This window comes from Kocuria sp. SM24M-10 (assembly GCF_001027955.1).
Lineage (GTDB): Bacteria > Actinomycetota > Actinomycetes > Actinomycetales > Micrococcaceae > Kocuria > Kocuria oceani.
Genome location: NZ_LDNX01000098.1, coordinates 1 through 19,699 on the forward strand (window position 1 = coordinate 1; position 19,699 = coordinate 19,699).

Here is a 19,699-nt window from a genome sequence, read left to right on the forward strand (position 1 = left end):
ACCTACCGCCACCACGGGGCGAGAACCTCGCCCACCCGCAGCAACCCGGACGACACTACACCCACCCCCCCACCCCGTCAAAACACCCACCACCACGCCAGGAGGCCGTTGACGGCGTCGCCGAGGGTCCCCCGCTGACGCGCCCCGGAGCGGCCGGGGACGGTCCGGGCCGGGGCCGTGCACGCGGTCCGCGAACGCCCGTCCTGACCCCTCGGCCCGGGCGGATTCGTGCGTAGGCTGATGACACATCCGTGACCGTCAACCGAAAGGACAGCAGATGGGCACCTCACCGGAAGAACTGCCGGAGACCCCCGACACCTACGAGGGCGCGGCGGAGGTCGACCCCGACCACTGGCGCGACGACCCGCTCATCGAGGGAGCCGAGGTGGACGCGGCGGACGAGCGCGCCGATCCCGCCCACCCGGTGGTCCCCTCCGAGCAGCAGCTGCGGGACGAGACGGCCGAGGCCCGCTTCGAGGCCGGGGACGAGCAGATCCCGCCCGAGGAGCCGGGCATGGGCGAGGCCCTCGACAATCTCGACGTGCCCGAGAACTCGGGATTCGAGGACGAGGTCGACTCGAGCAACGACTCGTTCCACGCCGGCGGCGACCCGCTCTCCTGAGCGCGGTCCCCGGACACGAGCACGCCCCGGTCGTCACGGCCGGGGCGTCCTCGTGTCCGGGCACCGTCCGAGGGGTGCGGGTGCGCGGCTCAGGCGAACGCGGAGAGCCCCGTGATGCTCCGCCCGATGATCAGGGCCTGCATCGTCTCGGTCCCCTCGTAGGTGTGCAGAGCCTCGATGTCCGCGAAGTGCCGGGCGACGCGGTGCTCGATCAGGATGCCGTTGCCGCCCATGAGGTCACGGGCGTTCGCGGCGATCGAGCGCGCCGTCCGGGTGGAGGTGTACTTCGCCAGGGACGCCTGCTCGCCCGTGAGCGTCCCGGCCTCCTCCCGCTCGGTCATCCGCGCCACGAGCAGCTGGATCTGCGTGAGTTCGCTCAGCATCCGGGCCAGGCGCTCCTGGACGATCTGGGACGCGGCGAGCGGCCGGCCGAACTGCACGCGCTGGGCGGCGTACTGGACCGCGGTCTCGTAGCAGGCCTGGGCGTGCCCCACGGCGCCCCACGCCACGCTGACCCGCGTGGCGAATAGCACCGCGGCCGTGTCCTTGAAGGAGCGGGCCGCGGGGAGTGCGTTCTCCTCGGGGACGAAGACGTTCTCGAAGCGCAGGTGCGCCTGGTGGATGGCGCGCAGGGCGAGCTTCCCGCGGATGGTCGTGCCGGTGTAGCCCTGGCTCTCCTGCGGGACCACGAAGCCGCGGACCTGGCCGTCCTCGTCGGAGCGGGCCCACACCACGGTGATCCCGCCCATGGAACCGTTGCCGATCCACTTCTTCTCGCCGTTGAGCAGCCAGCCGCCGTCCACCCGGGTGGCGCGGGTCTCCAGGCTCACGGAGTCCGAGCCGTGCGTGGGCTCGGTGAGCGCGAAGGCGCCGAGCAGCTCGCCGGTGGCCATGCGCGGCAGCCAGCGCCGGCGCTGCTCCTCGGAACCGCACATCGCGATCGAGCGCATGGCGAGCCCGCCCTGGACGCCCGAGACGGTGGCGATGGACCCGTCACCCCGGGAGAGCTCCATGCTGACCAGCCCGGCGGCGGTCTTGGACATCCCGGGGTAGCCGTCGACCGCCACACCGTCGCGCAGCAGGTCGAGCTCCCCCAGCCGGCGGACGAGGTCGAGGGAGTACTCGGAGCTGTCCCAGTGCCCGGCGATCACGGGCAGCAGGTCCTCCTGGACGAAGGCCCGCGCCCGCATCCAGTGCTCGCGGTCGGCGTCGGAGACGGACTCGAAGGCGCCGGCCGCGTCCGTGCCGAGGGCCTCGTCGAGGACGTAGTCGGGTTCCACGGTGCCGGCGGGGAACAGGCTCTCGCCGGTCTCGGGGGTGGCGGTCATCGGAGCATCCTTCGGTCGTTCAGCGGTCGGGTGGAGGGCGGTGCCGGGTCAGTCCTGGTGGAAGCGGCGGCCGAGGACGCGGGCAGCGGCGCCCGTGCGGTCGAGGTACGGGGTGATCCCTCCGAGGTGGAAGGGGTAGTTGGCGCCCAGGATCATGCACAGGTCCACGTCCTCGGGTCCGGCGACGACGCCCTCGGCCAGCATCGCGCCGATCTCCTCGGCGAGGGCGTCCTGGATGCGGGCGAGCAGCTCCTCGGCGGAGGCCGGGGCGTGCGCGGCGAGCTCGGGGTGCTCGGCGCGGGTGCGCTCGAGCAACCGGGCGGCCTCGGCGGCGAGGTAGCCGTCCGCCCCCGTCTCCGGGGCCCGCTCGGTCGGCAGGACGTGGGTGAGCCCCGCCTCGACCACCGCGTCCATCCACGGGGACCGGGCGAAGCGCTCGGGGTAGGCCCGCTGCATGGTGCCGCCGACGTGGTGCAGCACCGCCGGCCCCACGAAGTCGAGCAGCCGCAGCGGCGTCATCGGCAGCCCCAGCGGGTCGGGGGCGTGGTCGGCGGTCGCCACGTCGGCGCCCGCGTCGACCGCCCGCACCACCACGTCGAACATGCGGGTGAGCACGCGGTTGACCACGAAGCCCGGGGCGTCCTGGACCCGCACGGCCGTGCGGCGCAGCGTGGCGGCGAGGTCGAAGGCGGTGGCCAGCGCCACGTCACCGGTCCGCTCCCCCGCGACGATCTCGAGCAGCGGGGTGACCTCCACGGGGTTGAACACGTGGAAGCCGACGACCCGCTCGGGGTGGCGCAGGCCCTCGGCCATGGCGGTGACGGACAGGGAGCTCGTGTTCGTCGCGAGGACGGTGTCCGGCCGGACGACCTTCTCCCACTGGGCGAAGACAGCCTTCTTGACGTCGAGGTCCTCGAAGACGGCCTCGATCACGAGATCGGCGTCGGCGAGGTCCTCCGGTCCGCTCGCGGCGGTGATCAGACCGCCGAGCTGCTCGGCCTGCTCTGCTGTGATCCGGCCCTTGGCGGCCTGGGCGGCGAAGCGCTCCCGGGTCCGGGCCACGCCGGCGGCGAGCCGTTCGTCGTCGAGGTCGGTCATGACCACGGGGATCCGGGCACCTCCGGCGATGAGGGAGGCGAGCTGTCCGGCCATCAGCCCGGCGCCGATGACGGCGGCCTTGCGCAGGGGCTTCGGCGCCGCCTCGGGCACGTCGGCGGCCCGCCGGGAGCGGGAGGAGACCAGTTCGAAGGCGTAGAGGGAGGCCTTGGCGACGTCCCCGCGGACGAGCTCCGCGAAGGCCGCGACGGCCTTGGCCCCGTTCTCGGTGCGGCTCTCGGTGCGGGCGTCGGCGACGAGGTCGATCGCCACCAGCGGAGCCGGGGCGGCGCCGTGCCAAGTGCGCTCCGCGCGGACGCGGGCCTGCTCGACGGCCTCCTGCCACTCCCGGTCGTCCGCCCGGCCCGGTGCGCCGGGACGCCGGCGGGGCTCCCCGGCGTCGAGCGCGGCGAGCCGGCCGGCCACCCACCGCTGCCAGGCGGGGTCCCACTGCTCGGTCCCCGGCGCGGCGTCGAGCACGACGTCCACGAGGCCGAGCTCCTGCGCCTCCCGGGCCTTCACGTGGCGGCCGCGCAGGGAATCGAACACGATGATGCGCAGGGCCGCGGCCGGGCCGACGAGGTGCGGGAGCAGGTGGACGCCGCCCCAGCCCGGGAAGAAGCCCAGCCGGCACTCCGGAAGGCCGAGCGGGCCGGTGCGCGGGTGGGCCACGCGGTGGTCGGTGTGCAGGGCCAGCTCGAGCCCGCCGCCCAGCGCCTGCCCCGTGAGCAGGGAGAAGGTCGGCACCTCCGCGTCGGCCAGGATGCCGAAGGCCTCGTGCCCGAGGCCGACGTAGGAGGCGGAGACGCCGCTGAGCTGCGCGTGCCGGATCTCCTTGAGGTCGGCCCCCGCGCCGAAGGACCGGGCGTTGCCGGTGACCACGATCGCCTCGACGGCCGACTGGTCCACGGAGCGCAGGACGTCCCGCAGCTGCCCCAGGGCCTCGGAACCCCAGATGATCAGCCCGCCGGGCTGCGTCGAGTCCAGCCGCACGAGGGCGCTCGGGAGGTGCCGGCCGGGCAGCACGAGGTGCTCGACGGCGACCGTGACGGTGGAGGGGAAGGACGGGGCGTGCGGGGCGGGTGCCATGGACGGACTCCTGGGACGGGACGTGATCGGCACCACTCTGACTGATACGGAGTATCACGTCAAGGTATTGAGTCTCAGCGTCATGGCGGGACGCGCCGTCCGGCGCCCCGAGGCATTAGTATCGCTACTGATGATCGATGTGTTGCCTCCAGAGACCGAACGCCTCGTGTTCCGCCGCTTCGACGCCGCGGACCTCGAGCCCATGTACTCGTACCAGCGTCGTGAGGACTACGCGCAGTACGCGTGGCGGGGCCCGCGCACCCGCGAGGAGTGCGAGCGGGCCCTCGCCGAGAACAGCGGGCTGCGCCCCTGGAGCCGGGACGGGGACCACGTCCGCTTCGCCGTGTCCCCGAAGGGCTCGCGGGAGCTCGTGGGCGAGATCGTGCTGACGCTCACGGAGGCGGAGGCCGACCAGGTCGAGATCGGCTGGGTCGTCCATCCCGACCACGCCGGGAAGGGCATCGCCTCGGAGGCCGCGCGTGCGGCCATCGAGTTCGCGTTCGCCTCGCTGGGCGCCCACCGCGTCTGCGCGAGCCTGGACGCGCTCAACGTGAGCTCCGCCAAGGTCTGCGAGCGCATCGGCATGCGCCTGGAGGCGACGCTGCGCCAGAGCCACCGCCAGCTGGGCGAGTGGCGCGACGAGCTGATCTACGCGATCCTCGCCGACGAGGTCTGAGCCCTCACCGGAGGGCGTCCCGCACGGAGGCCAGGACCTGTTCCGTGTCCGCCGCCGGGTCCAGCACGGTGACGACGACGGCCGGCCGCGCGCGGGCGGCCGTCGGCTCGCCGGCCGGTGCGGCCCCGGGGTGGCCGAACCCGGCGACCAGGGCGCGGGCCAGCCGCTCGGTCTGCGCGGCCAGCTCCGCCGACGGGTCGGTCTCGGGGGCGCGCAACCAGCCCCGCAGATAGGCGTTGTGCACCGCGACCGCGGCCGCGGACAGCGCCGTGGCGAGGGTGGCCCGGGCCGGGGTCTCGGGCAGCGCGGAGCGCAGGTAGCGCTGCAGGACCCGCTCGTAGCGGTGGGAGGTGATGAGCTCCCGCTCCCGCAGCTGCGGCACCTGCCGGAGCAGGGCGTTGCGCGCGAGCGCGCGCTCGCGGTGGTCGAGGTGGTGGCGGAAGACCAGCAGCACGCCCTCGCGCAGCACCACGGCGGGATCCGTGCCCGGGGTGGCGCCGGACCGGGCCAGCAGCTGCTCGAGCCGTTCGAGGTTGGCGGCGTGGTCCGCGAAGACGATGTCCTCCTTGGACCCGTACTTGCGGAAGAACGTGGCGCGGCTGATCCCGGCCGCCTGTGCCAGCCGGTCCACGGTCGTGGACTCCCAGCCCTGCTCGGCGAGCAGGCGGATCGAGCGGGTGACGACGTCCGGGGCAGCCCGGGGGGTCTCGGTCATGGTTCCTCCTCCGCTCGATCGTAGACCGGCGGCCTGCCCGGCCCGCACGTCGTCCTCCGCACGTCGTCCCCCGGGCGCCGGGCCTGGGGGCCGGCACGCGGAGGCCGCCGTGTCCCCGGGCCGGTGCCCGGGCACGCGGCGGGACGAGCGGCGCGGTCCTCAGTCCGCGGCGCGGTCGGCGTTGGCGTGGATCGCGTCCCGGACGTACTGCGCCAGCCCGGGCGCCAGGTCCTCGTAGGTCTTCGTGAACCGGGGGTCCGCCACGTACATGTCCCCCAGCGCCCGGTGGAACTCCGGCGAGAGGTCGTAGAAGCGGTCGTGGATCTGGCGCCGCGCGGCCTCCGCGGCGTCCATCGCCTCGGCCGAGGTCGCGGGCAGCCCGGCGCGCAGGGCCTCGACGAACCGCTGGTTGATCGCCGCGGTCTCGGCCGCGATCCGCCGCCACTCCTCCGCGTCGTAGCCGGCGGTGCGGCGGCGGGACTGCTCCCACGCGTCGGTGTCGCCCCAGCGGCGCTCGGCCTCGGCCGCGTACTCGTCGCTGAAGCCGTCCCCGAACAGCTCGCGCCGTTCCTGCGGGGTCAGGTCGATTCCGGTCATTTCCTTCTCCAGTGCTCGGTCGATCGCGGTGACGAGGCCGGACAGCTCGGCCAGCCTCGCCAGGACGGACTCGCGCTGCCGGCGCAGGTGCGCCAGCACGGCCCCGGGCTCGTCCGCGGCCAGCAGCTCCTCGATGCGCTCGAGGGGAAAGCCGAGCCGGCGGTAGACCACGACGTGCCGCAGCCGGAGCAGGTCCTCGTCCGTGTACAGGCGGTAGCCGCCGGCCGAGCGTTCGCTCGGGCGCAGCAGGCCGACGTCGTCGTAGTGGTGGAGCGTGCGGACGGTGACGCCGAAGCGCTCCGCCACCTGTCCCACCGTGAGCCTCTCGCCCGTCGTCACGGGCCGCTGTCCGTCCATGTCCTCCACCCTGGGGCCTCCCGTCGCGTGAGGGTCAAGCCCGTCGGCGCCGGGGGGTGCGCATCGCGCTCAGCCGGCGAAGGGCAGGACGGGCAGGCCGGGGACGTCCACCCGCACCGAGAACAGGGATCCGGCGGCGGGGTCCTCGCCCGCCTCCAGGTTCTCCCGGGACGTGGTGATGTAGAGGGTGCGCAGGTCCGGCCCGCCCAGGCAGCACGCGGTCGTCTGCCGGGCGCCCACCTCCACGACGGCGTCGAGCTCGCCCTCGGCGGTGTAGCGGTGGACCTGGCCGGCGCCGTGCAGGGCCACCCAGACCGCTCCTGCGGAGTCGACGGTCAAGCCGTCGGGGTGCACGTCCTGCCCCTCCTCCAGCTGCGGCACCACGAAGGTCCGCCGGCGGTGCAGCCCCCGGTCCCGCGACCAGTCGAGCACGTCGACCTTCCCGGTGGGCGTGTCGTTGTAGTAGGCGCGAGTGCCGTCCGGGGACCAGGCGATGCCGTTGGAGACCGTGACGCCCTCCAGCACGGGCTCCCACCGGAGGTCGGGGTGCACCCGGTAGAGGGTGGCCGCGCCCTCGGCCTGGTCGTAGGCCATGGAGCCGGTGTAGAAGCACCCGTCGGGGCCCGCGCCGCCCTCGTTCATCCGCACGGTGCCGGGCTGCCAGAACAGCTCGGGCGGGTGGACGGTGCCGTCCGGGTCCTCGAGCGCGACCCCCGTCTCGACCGCCAGGACCGCGCCGCCGGTCGCGCGCGGTCGCACGCAGGCCACCACGTCCCCCACGTGCCGGCGCAGGACCTCCCCGTCCTCGCCGAAGGACAGCACGTCCCCGGCGAGCATGTCCACCCAGCGCAGCCCGCCCCACCGGTCGGACCAGCACGGGCCCTCCCCGTGGTAGGTCACGGAGTCGGTGATCCGCTCGGCGCTCAGCCGCTGCACCGCCATCTCAGCGGCTCCTCTCGGCCGCCGGGGGCCGGCCCGGACAGCCGCGGCCGGCCCCTGCGGTGGCCGGGGCCGCCTCGATGGTGCCCCCCGGTGCGGCCGGCCGGCGGGTGCGGACGAGGATTCCCAGGGTGCTCATGGCCCCACGATACTGACACCGGCGCGCGGCGGGCCTACAGCTCCACCGTGCCGCGCACCACCGGGCTCACGTGGCCGCCGATCCAGATCGTGTCCGCCTCCCGCCGCGCGTGCACCCGGCCCGTGCGCCCGAGCACGGTGCCCTGGGCGGCGACGTAGGCCTCCGGGGCCCAGCCGTTGTCGGTGAGCCAGCGGGCCAGGCCCGCGTTGAGGCTGCCGGTGACCGGGTCCTCCACCACCCAGTCCCCCACGAAGGCGCGCACCTCGACGTCGCACTCCGCGCCCGCCGGGTGCGCCCCGACCACCCCGAGCTTGAGCCCGGCCATGGCGGACCAGTCGGCCCGCAGCCCGAGCACGGTCGCGGCGTCGGCCACGCGCACCCCGATCCAGCCGGGGCCGTTGTCCAGCCAGGAGACGTCGAGCAGGGCCGAGGGGTCCAGGCGCAGGCACCGTGCCACCCGGTCCAGCAGCTCCGGCTCCGCCACCGGCTCGTAGCGCAGCAGGGGCGGCGCGGCGAAGGCCAGCTCGTCCCCGCGGCGCCGGAGGGGCACCAGGCCCACCTCGCACTCCTGCACGACGTCCTCCCCGGCGGGCCGGCCCCCGAGGGCGAGCCAGGCGGCCGCGGTCCCCAGCGTGGGGTGCCCGGCGAACGGCAGCTCGCCTCCGGGGGTGAAGATCCGCACGCGGTAGTCCGCCTCCGGCACGGTGGGCTCGAGCAGGTAGGTCGTCTCGGACAGGTTGGTCCAGCGGGCGAAGCGGGCCATCGTGTCCTCGCCCAGGGCGTCGGCCCCGTGCACGACGGCGAGGGCGTTGCCGCCCAGGGGCGTGGGCGAGAAGACGTCCACCCAGCTGATCGCGCGGCTCGTCACGGCCTCAGAGCACCGGCCCGCGTCGGCGGGCCCGGGCCGCGCGCTCGCCGCGGGTGGGCACGGCGCCGCGGGCCGCGGCGCGGTCCCGGCGCAGCCGCTGCACCACCATGCCGACCAGGACGGAGCCGACGGTGCTCAGGATCAGGGGCAGCACCGCGCTGGGCTGCCGGCTGTTGTCGTACATGGTCTCTGGCCTCCTGCCGGGAGGCGGCGCGCGGCGCCGCCGGGATCGGTGCTGACGATCCTACGCACGCCCGTCCGGCTCCGGCCAGACCCCGGAGCTGCCCCGCCGGTGGCTGCCCACCAGGTGGGTGTCCACGATCCCGACGGCCTCCATCAGCGCGTACATCGTGGTCGGCCCCACGAAGCGGAAGCCCCGGGCCCGCAGCGCCCGGGAGAGGGCCTCGGACTCTGCGGAGCGGGTGGGCACCTCGGCGGCCGTGCGCGGGCGCGAGGTGGCCGCGGGGCGGAAGGACCACACGAGTCCGGGCAGTCCGCCCTCGGCGCGCAGGGCCACGGTGGCCCGGGCGTTGCCGACGGCGGCCTCGATCTTGCCGCGGTGGCGCACGATGCCGGCGTCGGCCAGGAGCCGGTCGACGTCGGGGTCTCCGAAGCCGGCCACGACGTCCGGGTCGAAGTCCGCGAAGGCGGCGCGGAACGCCGGGCGCTTGCGCAGGATGGTGGCCCAGGACAGCCCGGCCTGGAACCCCTCCAGGCAGATCCGCTCGTAGAGGCCCCGCTCGTCGCGCACCGGCAGACCCCACTCCGTGTCGTAGTACGCCCGCAGCAGCGGGTCCGTCGCGGCCCAGACCGGGCGGGCCAGCCCGTCGGCGCCGGGAACGAGGTCAGGTCGAGGGTCCATGCCCAGCATGGAAGCACACCGCCGACCCGCCGCGCACCCGGGGCCCGTACCCCCAGGGGTATATGATGGCGGCCATGCACCCGACGGACACGGCGGCGCAGCGCCGCGCCCTGCAGCGCAGGGTCGTGCGCGTCCTCGCCCTGGGCCAGGTCCTGGGCGGGGTGGGGGTGGGCGCGACCCTGGCCCTGGGTGCCCTGCTCGTGACCGAGGTCTCCGGCTCCCCGGCGTGGTCCGGGATGGCCGCGACCATGAACACCCTCGGCGCGGCCCTGCTCGCCGTGCCGCTGGCCCGCCTGGCCCGGGCACGCGGGCGCCGGATCTCCCTGAGCACCGGCGCGGTCACCGCGATGGCCGGGGCGGGCGTCACGATCGGCGCCGCCGTCCTCACGAGCTTTCCCGTCCTGCTGCTGGGCCTGGCCCTGCTGGGCGCCGGATCGGCCCTGAACCTGCAGTCCCGCTTCGCGGCGACCGACCTCGCCGCCGACGACACGCGTGCCCGGGACCTGTCCCTCGTCGTGTGGTCCACCACGATCGGCGCGGTGCTGGGCCCCAACCTCTTCGTGCCGGGCGAGCTCCTCGGCCGGGCCCTGGGGCTGCCGGAGCTGACCGGCGGATTCGTCATCGCCCTCGCGGCCCAGGCCGCGGGCGCGCTCGTGTACCTCACCGCGCTGCGCCCCGACCCCTTGCTGCTGGCCGTGGCCGAGGGCGAGGCCGCGGGGACGGGCAGGCCCTCGCCCGCCGGAGGGCTCGCCGTGCTGCGCTCCTCCGCGCCCGCCCGCCGTGCCGTGCTCACCGTGGCGCTGAGCCACGCGGTCATGGTGGCGCTGATGTCCATGACGCCCGTGCACCTGACCGGCCACGGCGCGTCGTTGAGCCTCGTGGGCCTGACCATCAGCCTGCACGTGGCCGGGATGTACGCCCTCGCCCCCGTCTTCGGCTGGCTCGCGGACCGGGTCGGCCGCCGCCCGGTGGTCCTGCTCGGCCAGGCCGCGTTCACGGCCTCGCTCGTGCTCTCCTGGCTGGCCTCGGCCGCCCCGGCGCTCGTGGCGGTCAGCCTCGTCCTGCTGGGGCTCGGCTGGTCGGCGTCCACGGTGGCCGGCTCGGCGCTCGTGGCGGAGGCCGTCCCGCCGGCCGAGCGGCCGCAGCTGCAGGGCGTCTCGGACCTGTTCATGAACCTCGCCGGGGCGGCCGGGGGCGCGCTGGCCGGCCCCGTGCTGGCCCTCGTCGGCTTCGACGGGCTCAGCGCGGCGCTGCTGGTCCTCGTGGCGGCCGTGGTGCTCCTCCACCGGGGCCGGCAGCCGGCCCCGGTGTCCTGAGCACCCGGCTCAGCGCAGCACCGGCAGTTGCAGCGGGTAGCGGTAGACCTCGCCCTTGTTGGCCTTGAGCACGGCCAGGACGTGGCAGACCACGAGCAGCACCGCGGCCACGAGCCACAGCACGATCGCCACCGGGAAGAGGATCACCGTGAACAGGCAGACCCAGGCGGCCGCGTTGAGCAGCCACATCGACAGGTTGAAGTTGAAGGATCCGGCCGCGGTGGCCCGCAGGAACGCGTTGCGGTCCTTGTGGACGAGCCACACGACGAGCGGGCCCACGAAGCCGAGCCAGCCGACGGAGATCAGCGCGCCGACCAGGCCGGAGAGGTGGGTGAGGATCGCGATCGTGCGGTCGTCGCCCTGCGCCCGGTACTGCGGTGCCGGCCCGCCGGGCCCGTAGCCGTAGCCGGCGCCGGAGGGGCCGGGGCCGGGGCCGTAGCCGTAGCCGGCGCCGGAGGGGCCGGGACCGTAGCCGGGCCCGCTGCCGGGACCGGAGGGGCCGGGGCCGCCCTCGCCCGGGCGGGGGGCGGACGGAGGAAGGTAGGACATCGCGTGCTCCTGGTCGGTGCGGTGGGATGCGGTGGGATGCGGTGCTGCCAGCGTAGACCGCCGTTCCCGGGGGCGGTATGGGGGTTGACCGCAGTCCTGCGGGATACCGGGACCGGGCGCCGGGCGGGGGGTCAGCGCACCGCCCCGCGGCGACCCGCCCGGCGGTCGTAGACCGCCCCCACGGCCAGGGCCAGGGCCACGGAGCCCGCCAGGAGCGCCCCCAGGGCCGGCGGGCCGACCCGCAGGCCGGCGTCCGGGACGGCGTCGAAGTAGAGCACCGCGCGCACGCTCGTGGCCATGTGGTGCAGCGGCTCCGCTGCGGCGATCGCCCGGAAGAACTCCGGCAGCGCCTCCAGCGGGACCACGGCCCCGGCGGACGGCAGGCCCATGAGCACGAGGTAGACCATGGCCAGGACCAGCCCCGCGCTGCCGAGCACGGTGACGAGGGCGAGGGTCACGGCGGAGACGGTGGCGATCGACAGCCAGCTCAGCAGGAAGAGGAGGAACCCGTGCGGCAGCGGCACCCCGAGTCCTGCGCACACCGCCATCATCGAACCCGCGGCGGGGGCGCCGGCCAGCACGACCACGCCCCACTTCATGAGGAAGGTCGCCCGCCGGGACGGCCGCGCCCGCAGCCGCTGGCGGAAGACGGGACCGAGCTCCAGGGGCGCCACCCCGAGGCGCCCGTCGATCAGGATGCTCGCCCCGATCGATCCGCTCAGCCCGAGCACGAGGAGCAGCACGGCGTAGTAGAACGCCCCCATGCCCAGCGCCGTGCCGGGCTGCGGTTCGTGGAAGGCCTCCACGACCACGTCGACCGGGTCCGCGAGCGCCGCGGCGGAGGCGGAGCTGACCCGCGGGGCGAGCTCCGCGGCGAGACTGCCGGGGATGCCCTCCTGGGCGGCGGCGATCTGCCGGGCGAAGGCCTGGGCGCCGGGCCCGGCCTGGGCGGCGGCCGCGGCGAGCTCCCGCGACTGCTCCGCCTGGGCGTCCGCGAGCCGACGCTGGACCGCCGCGGACGCCTGCTCCTCGGCCTGCTCGGCCGCCGCGGTGAGCTGCTCCCCGAGGCGCACGCTCGCCTCCTGCAGCGCCGGCTCCACCGCACCGGCGGCCAGCCGGGTGCCCAGCGTCCCCGCCTGGGGGTCGGTGAGGACCGTGATCCGCGGCCGGCGGGAATCCTCGCTCGTCAGGGCCCCCTGCACGAGCCCGGTCGCGTCCGCGGAGAACGTCTCGGGGACCACCACGGCGGCGTAGACCCGGCCGGAGTCCAGCTGCTGCTGCGCCGCGTCCCAGTCGAGGACCCTCAGGTCGAGCTCGTCGGACCCCTCGGCCCCGTCCACGAAGCCGTCGACGACCTCACGGCCCAGGTTCCGGTGCTCGCCCCCGGCGGCGTCCGCCCCGGCGTCCCGGTTGACGAGCGCCACCGGGAAGTCCCGGAGGTGGGCCGTGGGGTCGGAGAGCCCGCCCATGTACAGGGCCGTCCCCGCGACGGCCAGGGCCAGGACGGTGAGCAGCGGCGCGGCCCAGAAGCTGAGGGAGCGCCAGGGCGGGCGCTCCCGGGGCTGCGCCAGATGCCGGGGAGCGGACGGGGCGGGGACGGTGGGCATGGGCACGGCCTTCCAGCACAACATTGGATACACTGATGTATCGAACAGGTCGACCGTCAGAATACACCGATGTATCGAGTGCCCGGTGCGAGCCGGGGAAGGAGCCGCCCCATGACCAGCGGACCGGGCAGGGACGAGGGCGCGAAGCGCTCCCGGACGGCCACCCGCCGGCGCCTGCTGGAGACCGCCGCCGGCGTCTTCGCCGAGCGGGGCATCGAGGGCGCGAGCGTCGGGGAGCTGTGCGCGGCGGCGGGCTTCAGCCGCGGTGCGTTCTACAGCAACTTCGACTCCAAGACCGACCTCGCCCTGGCCGTGTACGAGGACCACGTGGAGCAGCTGGTGTCCCGGCTCGGCGAGCAGCTGGAGCGCTGGCTCACCGCCGGCGCCTCCGCGGAGGAGGTGGTCGTGCGGATCCTCGAGGGCCTGTCCGACCACACCTCGGACACGACGTGGCACACCGTGCGGCTCGAGCTGCTGCTGACCGCCCGGCGCTCGCCCGCGGTCCGGGAGGTGCTGGCCGGACACCGCGACGCCCTGGTGGACGCCGTCGTCGACGCGCTCACCCGGGTGGCGCGCCGGCAGCGGCTGCGGTTCACCGTCGAGGTCGCCGACCTCGCCCGGATGCTGCTGGCCACCTACGACGGCTCGCTCAACGCCCGGCTCGCGGACGGCCCCGAGGGCGCCGCCGAGCACGACGTGGCGCCGGCGATCTGGCTCGCCTTCACGCGCCCGGAGGAGGCGGACGGCACGCCGCCGGCGGACCGCCGCTGAGCGGAGGCCGCCGGGCGGGCCGCGCGGGCTTACGATGTCCCGCAGACCGTTCCCGGCCCCACCGCGGGCCTCGTCCCCGAGGAGCGCCCGTGGCCCTGCAGCTGCGCCCCAACAAGTACGCCTACCGGGCCATCGTGCTCGCCGGCCTCGCCGCGGTGCGGCTCTTCCGCGTGCCGGTGCTCACCTCGGGCGAGGAGCACCTGCCGGACGACCAGGTGGTGCACGGGCTGGACCGGGAGGTCCGGCCCGGCCGGGGCGCCGTCGTGGCGGTGACCCACTTCGGCTATCTCGACTTCGTGTTCGCGCAGCTGGTGATCTGGCGCCGGCTGCGGGCCCACTCGCGGTTCCTCATCACCCGCAAGCACACCGGCAGCGCCTTCGTGACCGCGGTGTGCCGGCTGTGCGACCACGTCGTCGTCGACCGCGCCAACGGGGCCCCCGCCTACGCGGAGGCCCTGGCGAAGCTGCGGCGCGGGGAGTTCCTCGCCGTGTTCCCCGAGGGCGGGGTCAGCCGCAGCTGGACCGTGCGGCCGCTGCGCACCGGCGCCACCCGGGTGGCCGCGGAGACCGGCGTCCCGGTCATCCCCGTGGCCGTGTGGGGCGGGCACCGGATGCTCACCCGCGGACGGGGCGGGATCCGGCTGCGCGACGTCTGGCGGACTCCCGTCCGGGTGCACGTGGGCCCGCTGCTGCGCGTCGCCGCCGACGAGGACGTCCGCGTGGCGAGCGAGCGGCTGCGGAAGGCGATGCAGGAGGGCATCGACCGGTGCATCGACAGCTATCCGGTCGTCCCCGCGCCCGGGGCGTGGTGGATGCCGGCGCACCGGGGCGGCGGGGCCATCACCGCGGCCGAGCAGACCGCGCACGACGACCGCGAGCGGGAGTCCTACAAGCGCACCGGCTGAGCCCGGCGGGACCGGGGTCAGCGGAACCCGGCGCGCAGGACGAGCTCGAGCTCGAAGCGGGTCTGCGGGTCGTTGAGGACCTCCCCGAAGACCTCCCGCAGCTGGTTCACCCGGTAGCCCACCGTCTGCTCGTGGATCCCCAGCTCCGCCGCCATGGCCGCGCGCTGCCCCTGGTGGGCGAGCCAGGACAGGAGGGTGGCGCCGAGCCGCTCCCGCTGCCCCGGGCGCAGCTCGTCCAGCGGGGCCAGCCGCTGGGCGGCGAGGTCCTCGACCACGGAGCGCTCGCCATGCAGCACGAGCTGCACGAGGTGCTCCGAGACCCACACCGGCCCCTCCCCGACCGGCTCCTCCCGCCGCATCAGGTCACGGGTCAGCGCGGCCAGCCGCAGGGAGTCGGCGGCCGCGTACCAGGGCCGGCCCGGGCCGATCACGGCGCTGCGCCCCGTGAGCGCCCGTTCCAGGTCCTGGCGCCCGGACGCGGAGGACGGCTCCGGCACCACGGCCACCACGTCGCCGGGGCGGGAGGTGAGCAGCGCCCGCTCCCCCAGCCGGGAGCGCAGGCCCACCCGGCGGTCGGCGGCCAGCGTCACCACGACCACGCGCTCCGGCACCGGCCAGCCGGCGGCGGCCGCGGCGCTGCGCACGGAGTCCTCCACCACGTGGCCGCGGACGAGCATGTCCGCGAGGGCGTCCAGCATCCGGTCCCGTTCCCCCGCGCGCTCGGACTGCTCCAGCGCGTACCCCTCCGCGCTGGCCGCGGAGAGCTCCTCGATGTAGGCGAAGACCGACTCGGCCAGCCCGATCAGCACGGAGGCCTCGAACCCGGCGTCCATGGCCACCCGGGACAGGGAGCGCAGCGTGGTGCGGGCCCCGGAGCGGTAGGCGGCGAACAGGGCGTCCATGGGCCGCCCCTCCCGCACCTCGCCGCGGCCGAGCCCCTCGTACACCCTCCGGTCCTCCTGCTGCAGCGCCGGCCGCGCGGTCCCGGGCAGGTGCAGGAAGCGGGTCAGGGCCACCTCGACCCCCTGCCGGATGCTGTCCCCGAACAGGTCCTCGAGCGGCCGGGCGTAGACCGGGACGTCGTGGCGCACGGCGTCCAGCAGCTCCTCCGTGACGGCGGGCAGGTGCGGCACGAGCAGCGGGGTGAGGGCCGGGGGCAGGGACGTCCAGGGCAGCTCCCGGTCCGTCCGGCCCGGATGTTGCGGTGCATCCACCGGCGCCCCCTTTCATTCCGACGACACAGTTTCTCCACTGAAAGAGTACGTGACGGAACGAGAATCGGCACCGGATTTGCGGCACAGTGATTAGGTGCCATCCATACGACTGCTCTCCCGCCTCGCCTCGGCCTTCACGACCCCACGCTCCCCGGAGGACTTCCTCCGGCTCGTCGATCCCCTCGCCAGCGCCCGCCAGCTCCGCGGCCTGGTGACCTCCGTGGTGCCCGAGACCGCGGACTCGGTGACGATCCGGTTCCGCCCCGGCAAGGGGTGGAACGCGCACGAGGCCGGCCAGTGGGCGCGCATCGGGGTGGAGATCGACGGGGTGCGGCACTGGCGCTCCTACTCGCTGAGCACCGGCGCCGGGCAGGACCCGGCCATCACCGTGACCGCGATGGGCAAGGTCTCCACCGCCCTGGTGCGGGGGACCCGCCGCGGCGACGTCCTGTTCCTCGCCCCGCCGGAGGGCGACTTCGTGCTCCCCGAGAGTCCCCGCCCGCTTCTCATGCTCACCGCGGGCAGCGGTCTCACCCCGGTCATGTCCATGATCCGCACGCTGGTGCCCCGCCGCGCGGACGCCGACCTCGTGCTCGTGCACTCCTCCCGCTCGCCCGAGGAGTCCCTCTTCCGCGAGGAGCTGCTGGAGCTGGCCGACCAGTTCCCGGGCTTCCGCCTCGTCCAGTGGTTCACCGGGGAGCGCGGCCGCCGGCTCGACCTCGCCGGAACCGGCGACCTCGACGCCGCCTGCCCCGACTGGCGCGACCGTGCGGCCTACGCCTGCGGGCCCGCGGACTTCCTCGACGCCGCCGAGGCCCTGTGGCAGCGCGAGGAGGGCGAGCTGCGGGTCGAGCGCTTCGCCGCCGTCGTCGCCCCCGGCTCCGGCGGGGAGGGCGGCCGCGTGACCTTCGAGAAGTCCGACACCGAGGTCGAGGCCGACAGCGCCACGACCCTCCTCGCCGCCGGCGAGGAGGCCGGCCTGATGATGCGCAGCGGCTGCCGCATGGGCATCTGCCACGCCTGCGTGACCCCCCTGCTCTCCGGGCAGGTCCGGGACACCCGCACCGGGGAGGTGCACGGGGAGCCCGGGCACCTCGTCCAGACGTGCGTGTCCACGGCCGCCGGCCCCGTCAGCCTCGACGCCTGAGCGCCGCTCCCCACCACCTGATCCCCTTCCCCTGATCCCGTTCCCGAAGGAGCGACACCATGACCATCGTCACCCCCCTCCTGCTCGACCAGGGCCGGCCCGCCGGACGGGCCAAGCCCTCCGCCGCCGCCCACCTCTCCGACGTCCAGATCGAGGAGCTGGGCCGGGAGCTCGACGCCCTGCGCGAGTCCGTGATCGCCACCCGCGGCGCCCGCGACGCCGCCTACATCCGCCGGGTGATCGCCACCCAGCGCTCCCTCGAGCTGGCCGGGCGGGCCGCGCTGCTGTTCGCCAAGCACAAGCCCGCCTGGCTCGCCGGCACCGGCATGCTCACCCTCGCCAAGATCCTCGAGAACATGGAGATCGGCCACAACGTCCTGCACGGGCAGTGGGACTGGATGCGCGATCCCGACATCCACTCCACCACCTGGGAGTGGGACTTCGTGACCCCGGCCGAGGCGTGGCAGCACACCCACAACGACCTCCACCACACCTGGACCAACGTGGTCGGCAAGGACCGGGACGTCGGGTACACGATCCTGCGCATGGACGAGGACCAGCCCTGGACGCCGCGCAACCTGGGCAACCCGCTCTACAACGCGCTGCTCGCCCCGGTCTTCGAGTGGGGCATCGCGATCTACGACCTCGAGCTGGACGAGGTCCGGGAGGGCCGCAAGCCGGTCGCCGAGCTGCGGCGCGGGCTCAAGGCCCTCGGGGCGAAGTTCGCGAAGCAGGCCGCCAAGGACTACGCGGCCACGCCCGCCGCGGCGGCCGTGACCGGCTCCGCGAAGCAGGCGCTGACCGCGACACTGACCGCCAACGCCGTGCGCAACATCTGGGCGCACGCCGTGATCTTCTGCGGCCACTTCCCGGCCGGGGCGGACACCTTCACCGAGGAGCAGATCGAGGGCGAGACCCGCGGGGACTGGTACGTGCGGCAGATGATCGGCTCCGCCAACATCTCGGGCTCGCGGCTGATGCACCTGATGACCGGCAACCTGTCCTTCCAGATCGAGCACCACCTGTTCCCGGACCTGCCCTCGAACCGCTACGCCGAGGTCGCCGTGAAGGTGCGCGAGATCTGCGAGCGCTACGAGCTGCCCTACACCACCGGTCCCCTGCCCAAGCAGGTGGCCTCGGCGTGGGCGAAGGTGTTCCGCCTGGCGCTGCCCTGACCCGCGCTCCCGGCCCGCGTCCTGCGGGGCCGCCGGACACGGCCGCATCCCGCCGGGATGCGGCCGTCGCCGTGTCCGGGCGGCCCGGCCGGCCCCCAGGGACCTGTCGGGCGGCGTTGGTACGCTCACGGGACCCGCACGAAAGGCAGGCCATGAGCTCTCCCCAGCGCGTCCTCATCACCGGTGCCACCGGCTACGTCGGCGGGCGCCTGGCGCCCCGCATGGTGGAGGCGGGCCACACCGTGCGCGTCGCCGTGCGCTCCCCCGGCAAGTTGCACTCCGTGCCGTGGCGGGACCGGGTGGAGGTCGCCGAGACGGACCTCAACGACCTCGACGGGATGACCGCCGCCTGCCGGGACGTCCACACCCTCTACTACCTGGTGCACTCCATGGGCGGCTCCCGGCAGTTCGAGGAGCAGGAGGCGCAGATGGCCCGCACCGTGGCCGAGGCCGCGGAGCGGGCCGGGGTGCGGCGCATCGTCTACCTCTCCGGGCTGCACCCCTCCGGGGTCGAGCTGTCCCAGCACATGCGCTCGCGGGTGCGGGTCGGGCAGATCCTGCTGGCCGGGGCGGTCCCCGCGGTCGTCCTCCAGGCCGGCGTGGTGATCGGCTCCGGGTCGGCCTCCTTCGAGATGATCCGGCACCTGGGCGACACCCTCCCGGTCATGCCGGCCCCCTCCTGGGTGACCAACCGGATCGAGCCCATCGCCGTGCGCGACGTCCTGTACTACCTCGTCCACGCGATGGACCTGCCGGAGGACCTCAACCGCACCTTCGACATCGGCTCCCGCGACGTGATGACCTACGCGGACGCCATGCGCCGATACGCCCGCGTGGCGGGACTGCGCCGGCGGGTGGTCTTCCACCTCCCCCTGCCGGCCCCGCGGTTGTCCGGGTTCTGGGTGGGCATGGTCACCCCGATCCCGCTGGCGCTGGCCGTGCCGCTCGTGCAGTCCCTGCAGCACGACGCGGTGGCGGGCGAGCACGACATCGACGCCTACATCCCCCCGCCGCCCGAGGGGCTGGCAGGGTACCGCCGGGCGGTGGCCCTGGCCCTGAAGAAGATCGAGGACAACTCCGTGGAGACCACGTGGGACGTCCACTACAGCTCCTCCGAGGCCGCCGCTGACCCTCTCCCCTCGGACCCGGACTGGGCCGGGCGCACGGTCTTCGTCGACGAGCGCAGCCGGACCGGCCCGGCCCGCCCCGAGCAGGTGTGGCGGGTCATCGAGTCCATCGGCGGGCGCAACGGCTGGTACTCGCTGCCCCTGGCCTGGCAGGTCCGCGGGGTCATGGACAAGCTCGTGGGCGGCGCCGGGCTCAACCGCGGCCGCCGCGACGCCACGGACCTGCAGGTCGGCGAGTACGTGGACTGGTGGCGGGTCGAGGAGCTGGAGGAGGGCCATAAGCTGCTGCTGCACGCCGAGATGCGGGCCCCCGGCCGGGCCTGGCTCGAGCTGTCCGTGGAGCCCGAGGGCGAGGGCAGCCGCTACCGGCAGCGGGCCATCTTCTTCCCGAAGGGCCTGCCCGGCCGGCTCTACTGGTGGGGGGTGTGGCCCTTCCACGGCTTCATCTTCCCCTCCATGGCCCGCAACATCCTGGCCGCGGCCGCCGCGCGGGACGGCGCGGGACCGGACGCCCAGCAGGCCGCCGGCACCCACGACGTCGAGCAGGCCGCCGGCACCCACGACGTCGAGCGGACCGCCGCCGCGCGCGACGCCGCGGCCC

The 19,699-nt window shown here is 74.9% G+C and carries 20 protein-coding genes; 8 read left to right on the forward strand and 12 right to left on the reverse strand.

The window, feature by feature from the left end; genetic code table 11:
• Positions 1-277: 277 nt before the first annotated feature.
• Positions 278-622 carry a hypothetical protein gene (locus tag ABL57_RS10925; RefSeq protein WP_053004914.1) on the forward strand — a complete coding sequence of 115 codons (345 nt, stop codon included), beginning with the start codon at positions 278-280 and terminating at the stop codon, positions 620-622.
• Positions 623-711: 89 nt separating this feature from the next.
• On the opposite strand, the gene ABL57_RS10930 is transcribed toward ABL57_RS10925, so the two are convergent.
• Both ABL57_RS10930 and ABL57_RS10935 read right to left on the reverse strand, forming a co-directional pair.
• Positions 712-1,950 carry an acyl-CoA dehydrogenase family protein gene (locus ABL57_RS10930; protein ID WP_047803508.1) on the reverse strand — a complete coding sequence of 413 codons (1,239 nt, stop codon included), beginning with the start codon at positions 1,948-1,950 and terminating at the stop codon, positions 712-714.
• 48 nt (positions 1,951-1,998) lie between these two features.
• A complete protein-coding gene (locus ABL57_RS10935) occupies positions 1,999-4,134 on the reverse strand; it encodes a 3-hydroxyacyl-CoA dehydrogenase NAD-binding domain-containing protein (RefSeq protein ID WP_047803509.1) in 2,136 nt (711 codons plus the stop codon).
• 130 nt (positions 4,135-4,264) lie between these two features.
• Here ABL57_RS10935 and ABL57_RS10940 point away from each other — a divergent pair, with 130 nt between their 5' ends.
• Positions 4,265-4,810, forward strand: coding sequence for a GNAT family N-acetyltransferase (locus ABL57_RS10940; RefSeq protein ID WP_047803522.1), 546 nt, complete (start codon positions 4,265-4,267; stop codon positions 4,808-4,810).
• Between the two features lie 4 nt (positions 4,811-4,814).
• On the opposite strand, the gene ABL57_RS10945 is transcribed toward ABL57_RS10940, so the two are convergent.
• From ABL57_RS10945 to ABL57_RS10970, 7 genes are all read right to left on the reverse strand, one after another.
• Positions 4,815-5,525, reverse strand: coding sequence for a TetR/AcrR family transcriptional regulator (locus ABL57_RS10945; RefSeq protein ID WP_047803510.1), 711 nt, complete (start codon positions 5,523-5,525; stop codon positions 4,815-4,817).
• A gap of 159 nt (positions 5,526-5,684) precedes the next feature.
• Positions 5,685-6,479, reverse strand: coding sequence for a MerR family transcriptional regulator (locus ABL57_RS10950; protein WP_047803523.1), 795 nt, complete (start codon positions 6,477-6,479; stop codon positions 5,685-5,687).
• 69 nt (positions 6,480-6,548) lie between these two features.
• On the reverse strand, positions 6,549-7,421 hold the full coding sequence (locus ABL57_RS10955) for an SMP-30/gluconolactonase/LRE family protein (RefSeq protein ID WP_203225604.1): 873 nt from the start codon (positions 7,419-7,421) through the stop codon (positions 6,549-6,551).
• A gap of 1 nt (position 7,422) precedes the next feature.
• Positions 7,423-7,557, reverse strand: a complete 135-nt coding sequence (locus tag ABL57_RS23310) for a hypothetical protein (RefSeq protein WP_256363814.1) — start codon at positions 7,555-7,557, stop codon at positions 7,423-7,425.
• Between the two features lie 34 nt (positions 7,558-7,591).
• Positions 7,592-8,425 carry a PhzF family phenazine biosynthesis protein gene (locus tag ABL57_RS10960; RefSeq protein ID WP_047803511.1) on the reverse strand — a complete coding sequence of 278 codons (834 nt, stop codon included), beginning with the start codon at positions 8,423-8,425 and terminating at the stop codon, positions 7,592-7,594.
• A gap of 4 nt (positions 8,426-8,429) precedes the next feature.
• Positions 8,430-8,609 carry a hypothetical protein gene (locus ABL57_RS10965; protein WP_047803512.1) on the reverse strand — a complete coding sequence of 60 codons (180 nt, stop codon included), beginning with the start codon at positions 8,607-8,609 and terminating at the stop codon, positions 8,430-8,432.
• 60 nt (positions 8,610-8,669) lie between these two features.
• The gene (locus tag ABL57_RS10970) at positions 8,670-9,296 is read right to left on the reverse strand and encodes a DNA-3-methyladenine glycosylase I (RefSeq protein ID WP_047803513.1); all 627 of its coding nucleotides are present in this window, start codon (positions 9,294-9,296) and stop codon (positions 8,670-8,672) included.
• Between the two features lie 56 nt (positions 9,297-9,352).
• Between ABL57_RS10970 and ABL57_RS10975 the strand changes: the two genes are divergently transcribed.
• Positions 9,353-10,603: an MFS transporter gene (locus tag ABL57_RS10975; RefSeq protein WP_047803514.1), complete on the forward strand. Its 1,251-nt coding sequence runs from the start codon at positions 9,353-9,355 to the stop codon at positions 10,601-10,603.
• 9 nt (positions 10,604-10,612) lie between these two features.
• On the opposite strand, the gene ABL57_RS10980 is transcribed toward ABL57_RS10975, so the two are convergent.
• Both ABL57_RS10980 and ABL57_RS10985 read right to left on the reverse strand, forming a co-directional pair.
• The gene (locus ABL57_RS10980) at positions 10,613-11,152 is read right to left on the reverse strand and encodes a DUF4870 domain-containing protein (RefSeq protein ID WP_047803515.1); all 540 of its coding nucleotides are present in this window, start codon (positions 11,150-11,152) and stop codon (positions 10,613-10,615) included.
• 131 nt (positions 11,153-11,283) lie between these two features.
• A complete protein-coding gene (locus tag ABL57_RS10985) occupies positions 11,284-12,759 on the reverse strand; it encodes a YhgE/Pip domain-containing protein (protein ID WP_053004915.1) in 1,476 nt (491 codons plus the stop codon).
• Positions 12,760-12,870: 111 nt separating this feature from the next.
• On the opposite strand from ABL57_RS10985, the gene ABL57_RS10990 reads away from it, so the two are divergent.
• Positions 12,871-13,530 (forward strand): TetR/AcrR family transcriptional regulator, encoded by a 660-nt coding sequence (locus tag ABL57_RS10990; RefSeq protein WP_047803516.1) that lies wholly within the window; start codon positions 12,871-12,873, stop codon positions 13,528-13,530.
• Between the two features lie 89 nt (positions 13,531-13,619).
• On the forward strand, positions 13,620-14,435 hold the full coding sequence (locus tag ABL57_RS10995; protein ID WP_047803517.1) for a 1-acyl-sn-glycerol-3-phosphate acyltransferase: 816 nt from the start codon (positions 13,620-13,622) through the stop codon (positions 14,433-14,435).
• Between the two features lie 17 nt (positions 14,436-14,452).
• Here the strand turns inward: ABL57_RS10995 and ABL57_RS11000 are convergent, their stop codons facing one another.
• Positions 14,453-15,649: a CdaR family transcriptional regulator gene (locus ABL57_RS11000; RefSeq protein WP_047803518.1), complete on the reverse strand. Its 1,197-nt coding sequence runs from the start codon at positions 15,647-15,649 to the stop codon at positions 14,453-14,455.
• Between the two features lie 94 nt (positions 15,650-15,743).
• Here ABL57_RS11000 and ABL57_RS11005 point away from each other — a divergent pair, with 94 nt between their 5' ends.
• The 3 genes from ABL57_RS11005 to ABL57_RS11015 all read left to right on the forward strand — a co-directional run.
• Complete coding sequence (locus ABL57_RS11005) at positions 15,744-16,796, forward strand: ferredoxin reductase (protein WP_047803519.1); 1,053 nt, start codon at positions 15,744-15,746, stop codon at positions 16,794-16,796.
• A gap of 59 nt (positions 16,797-16,855) precedes the next feature.
• Positions 16,856-17,971, forward strand: coding sequence for an acyl-CoA desaturase (locus ABL57_RS11010; RefSeq protein WP_047803520.1), 1,116 nt, complete (start codon positions 16,856-16,858; stop codon positions 17,969-17,971).
• Positions 17,972-18,123: 152 nt separating this feature from the next.
• Positions 18,124-19,699, forward strand: a 1,576-nt coding sequence (locus ABL57_RS11015) for an SDR family oxidoreductase (RefSeq protein WP_238986038.1), incomplete at its 3' end; no start/stop codon positions are given.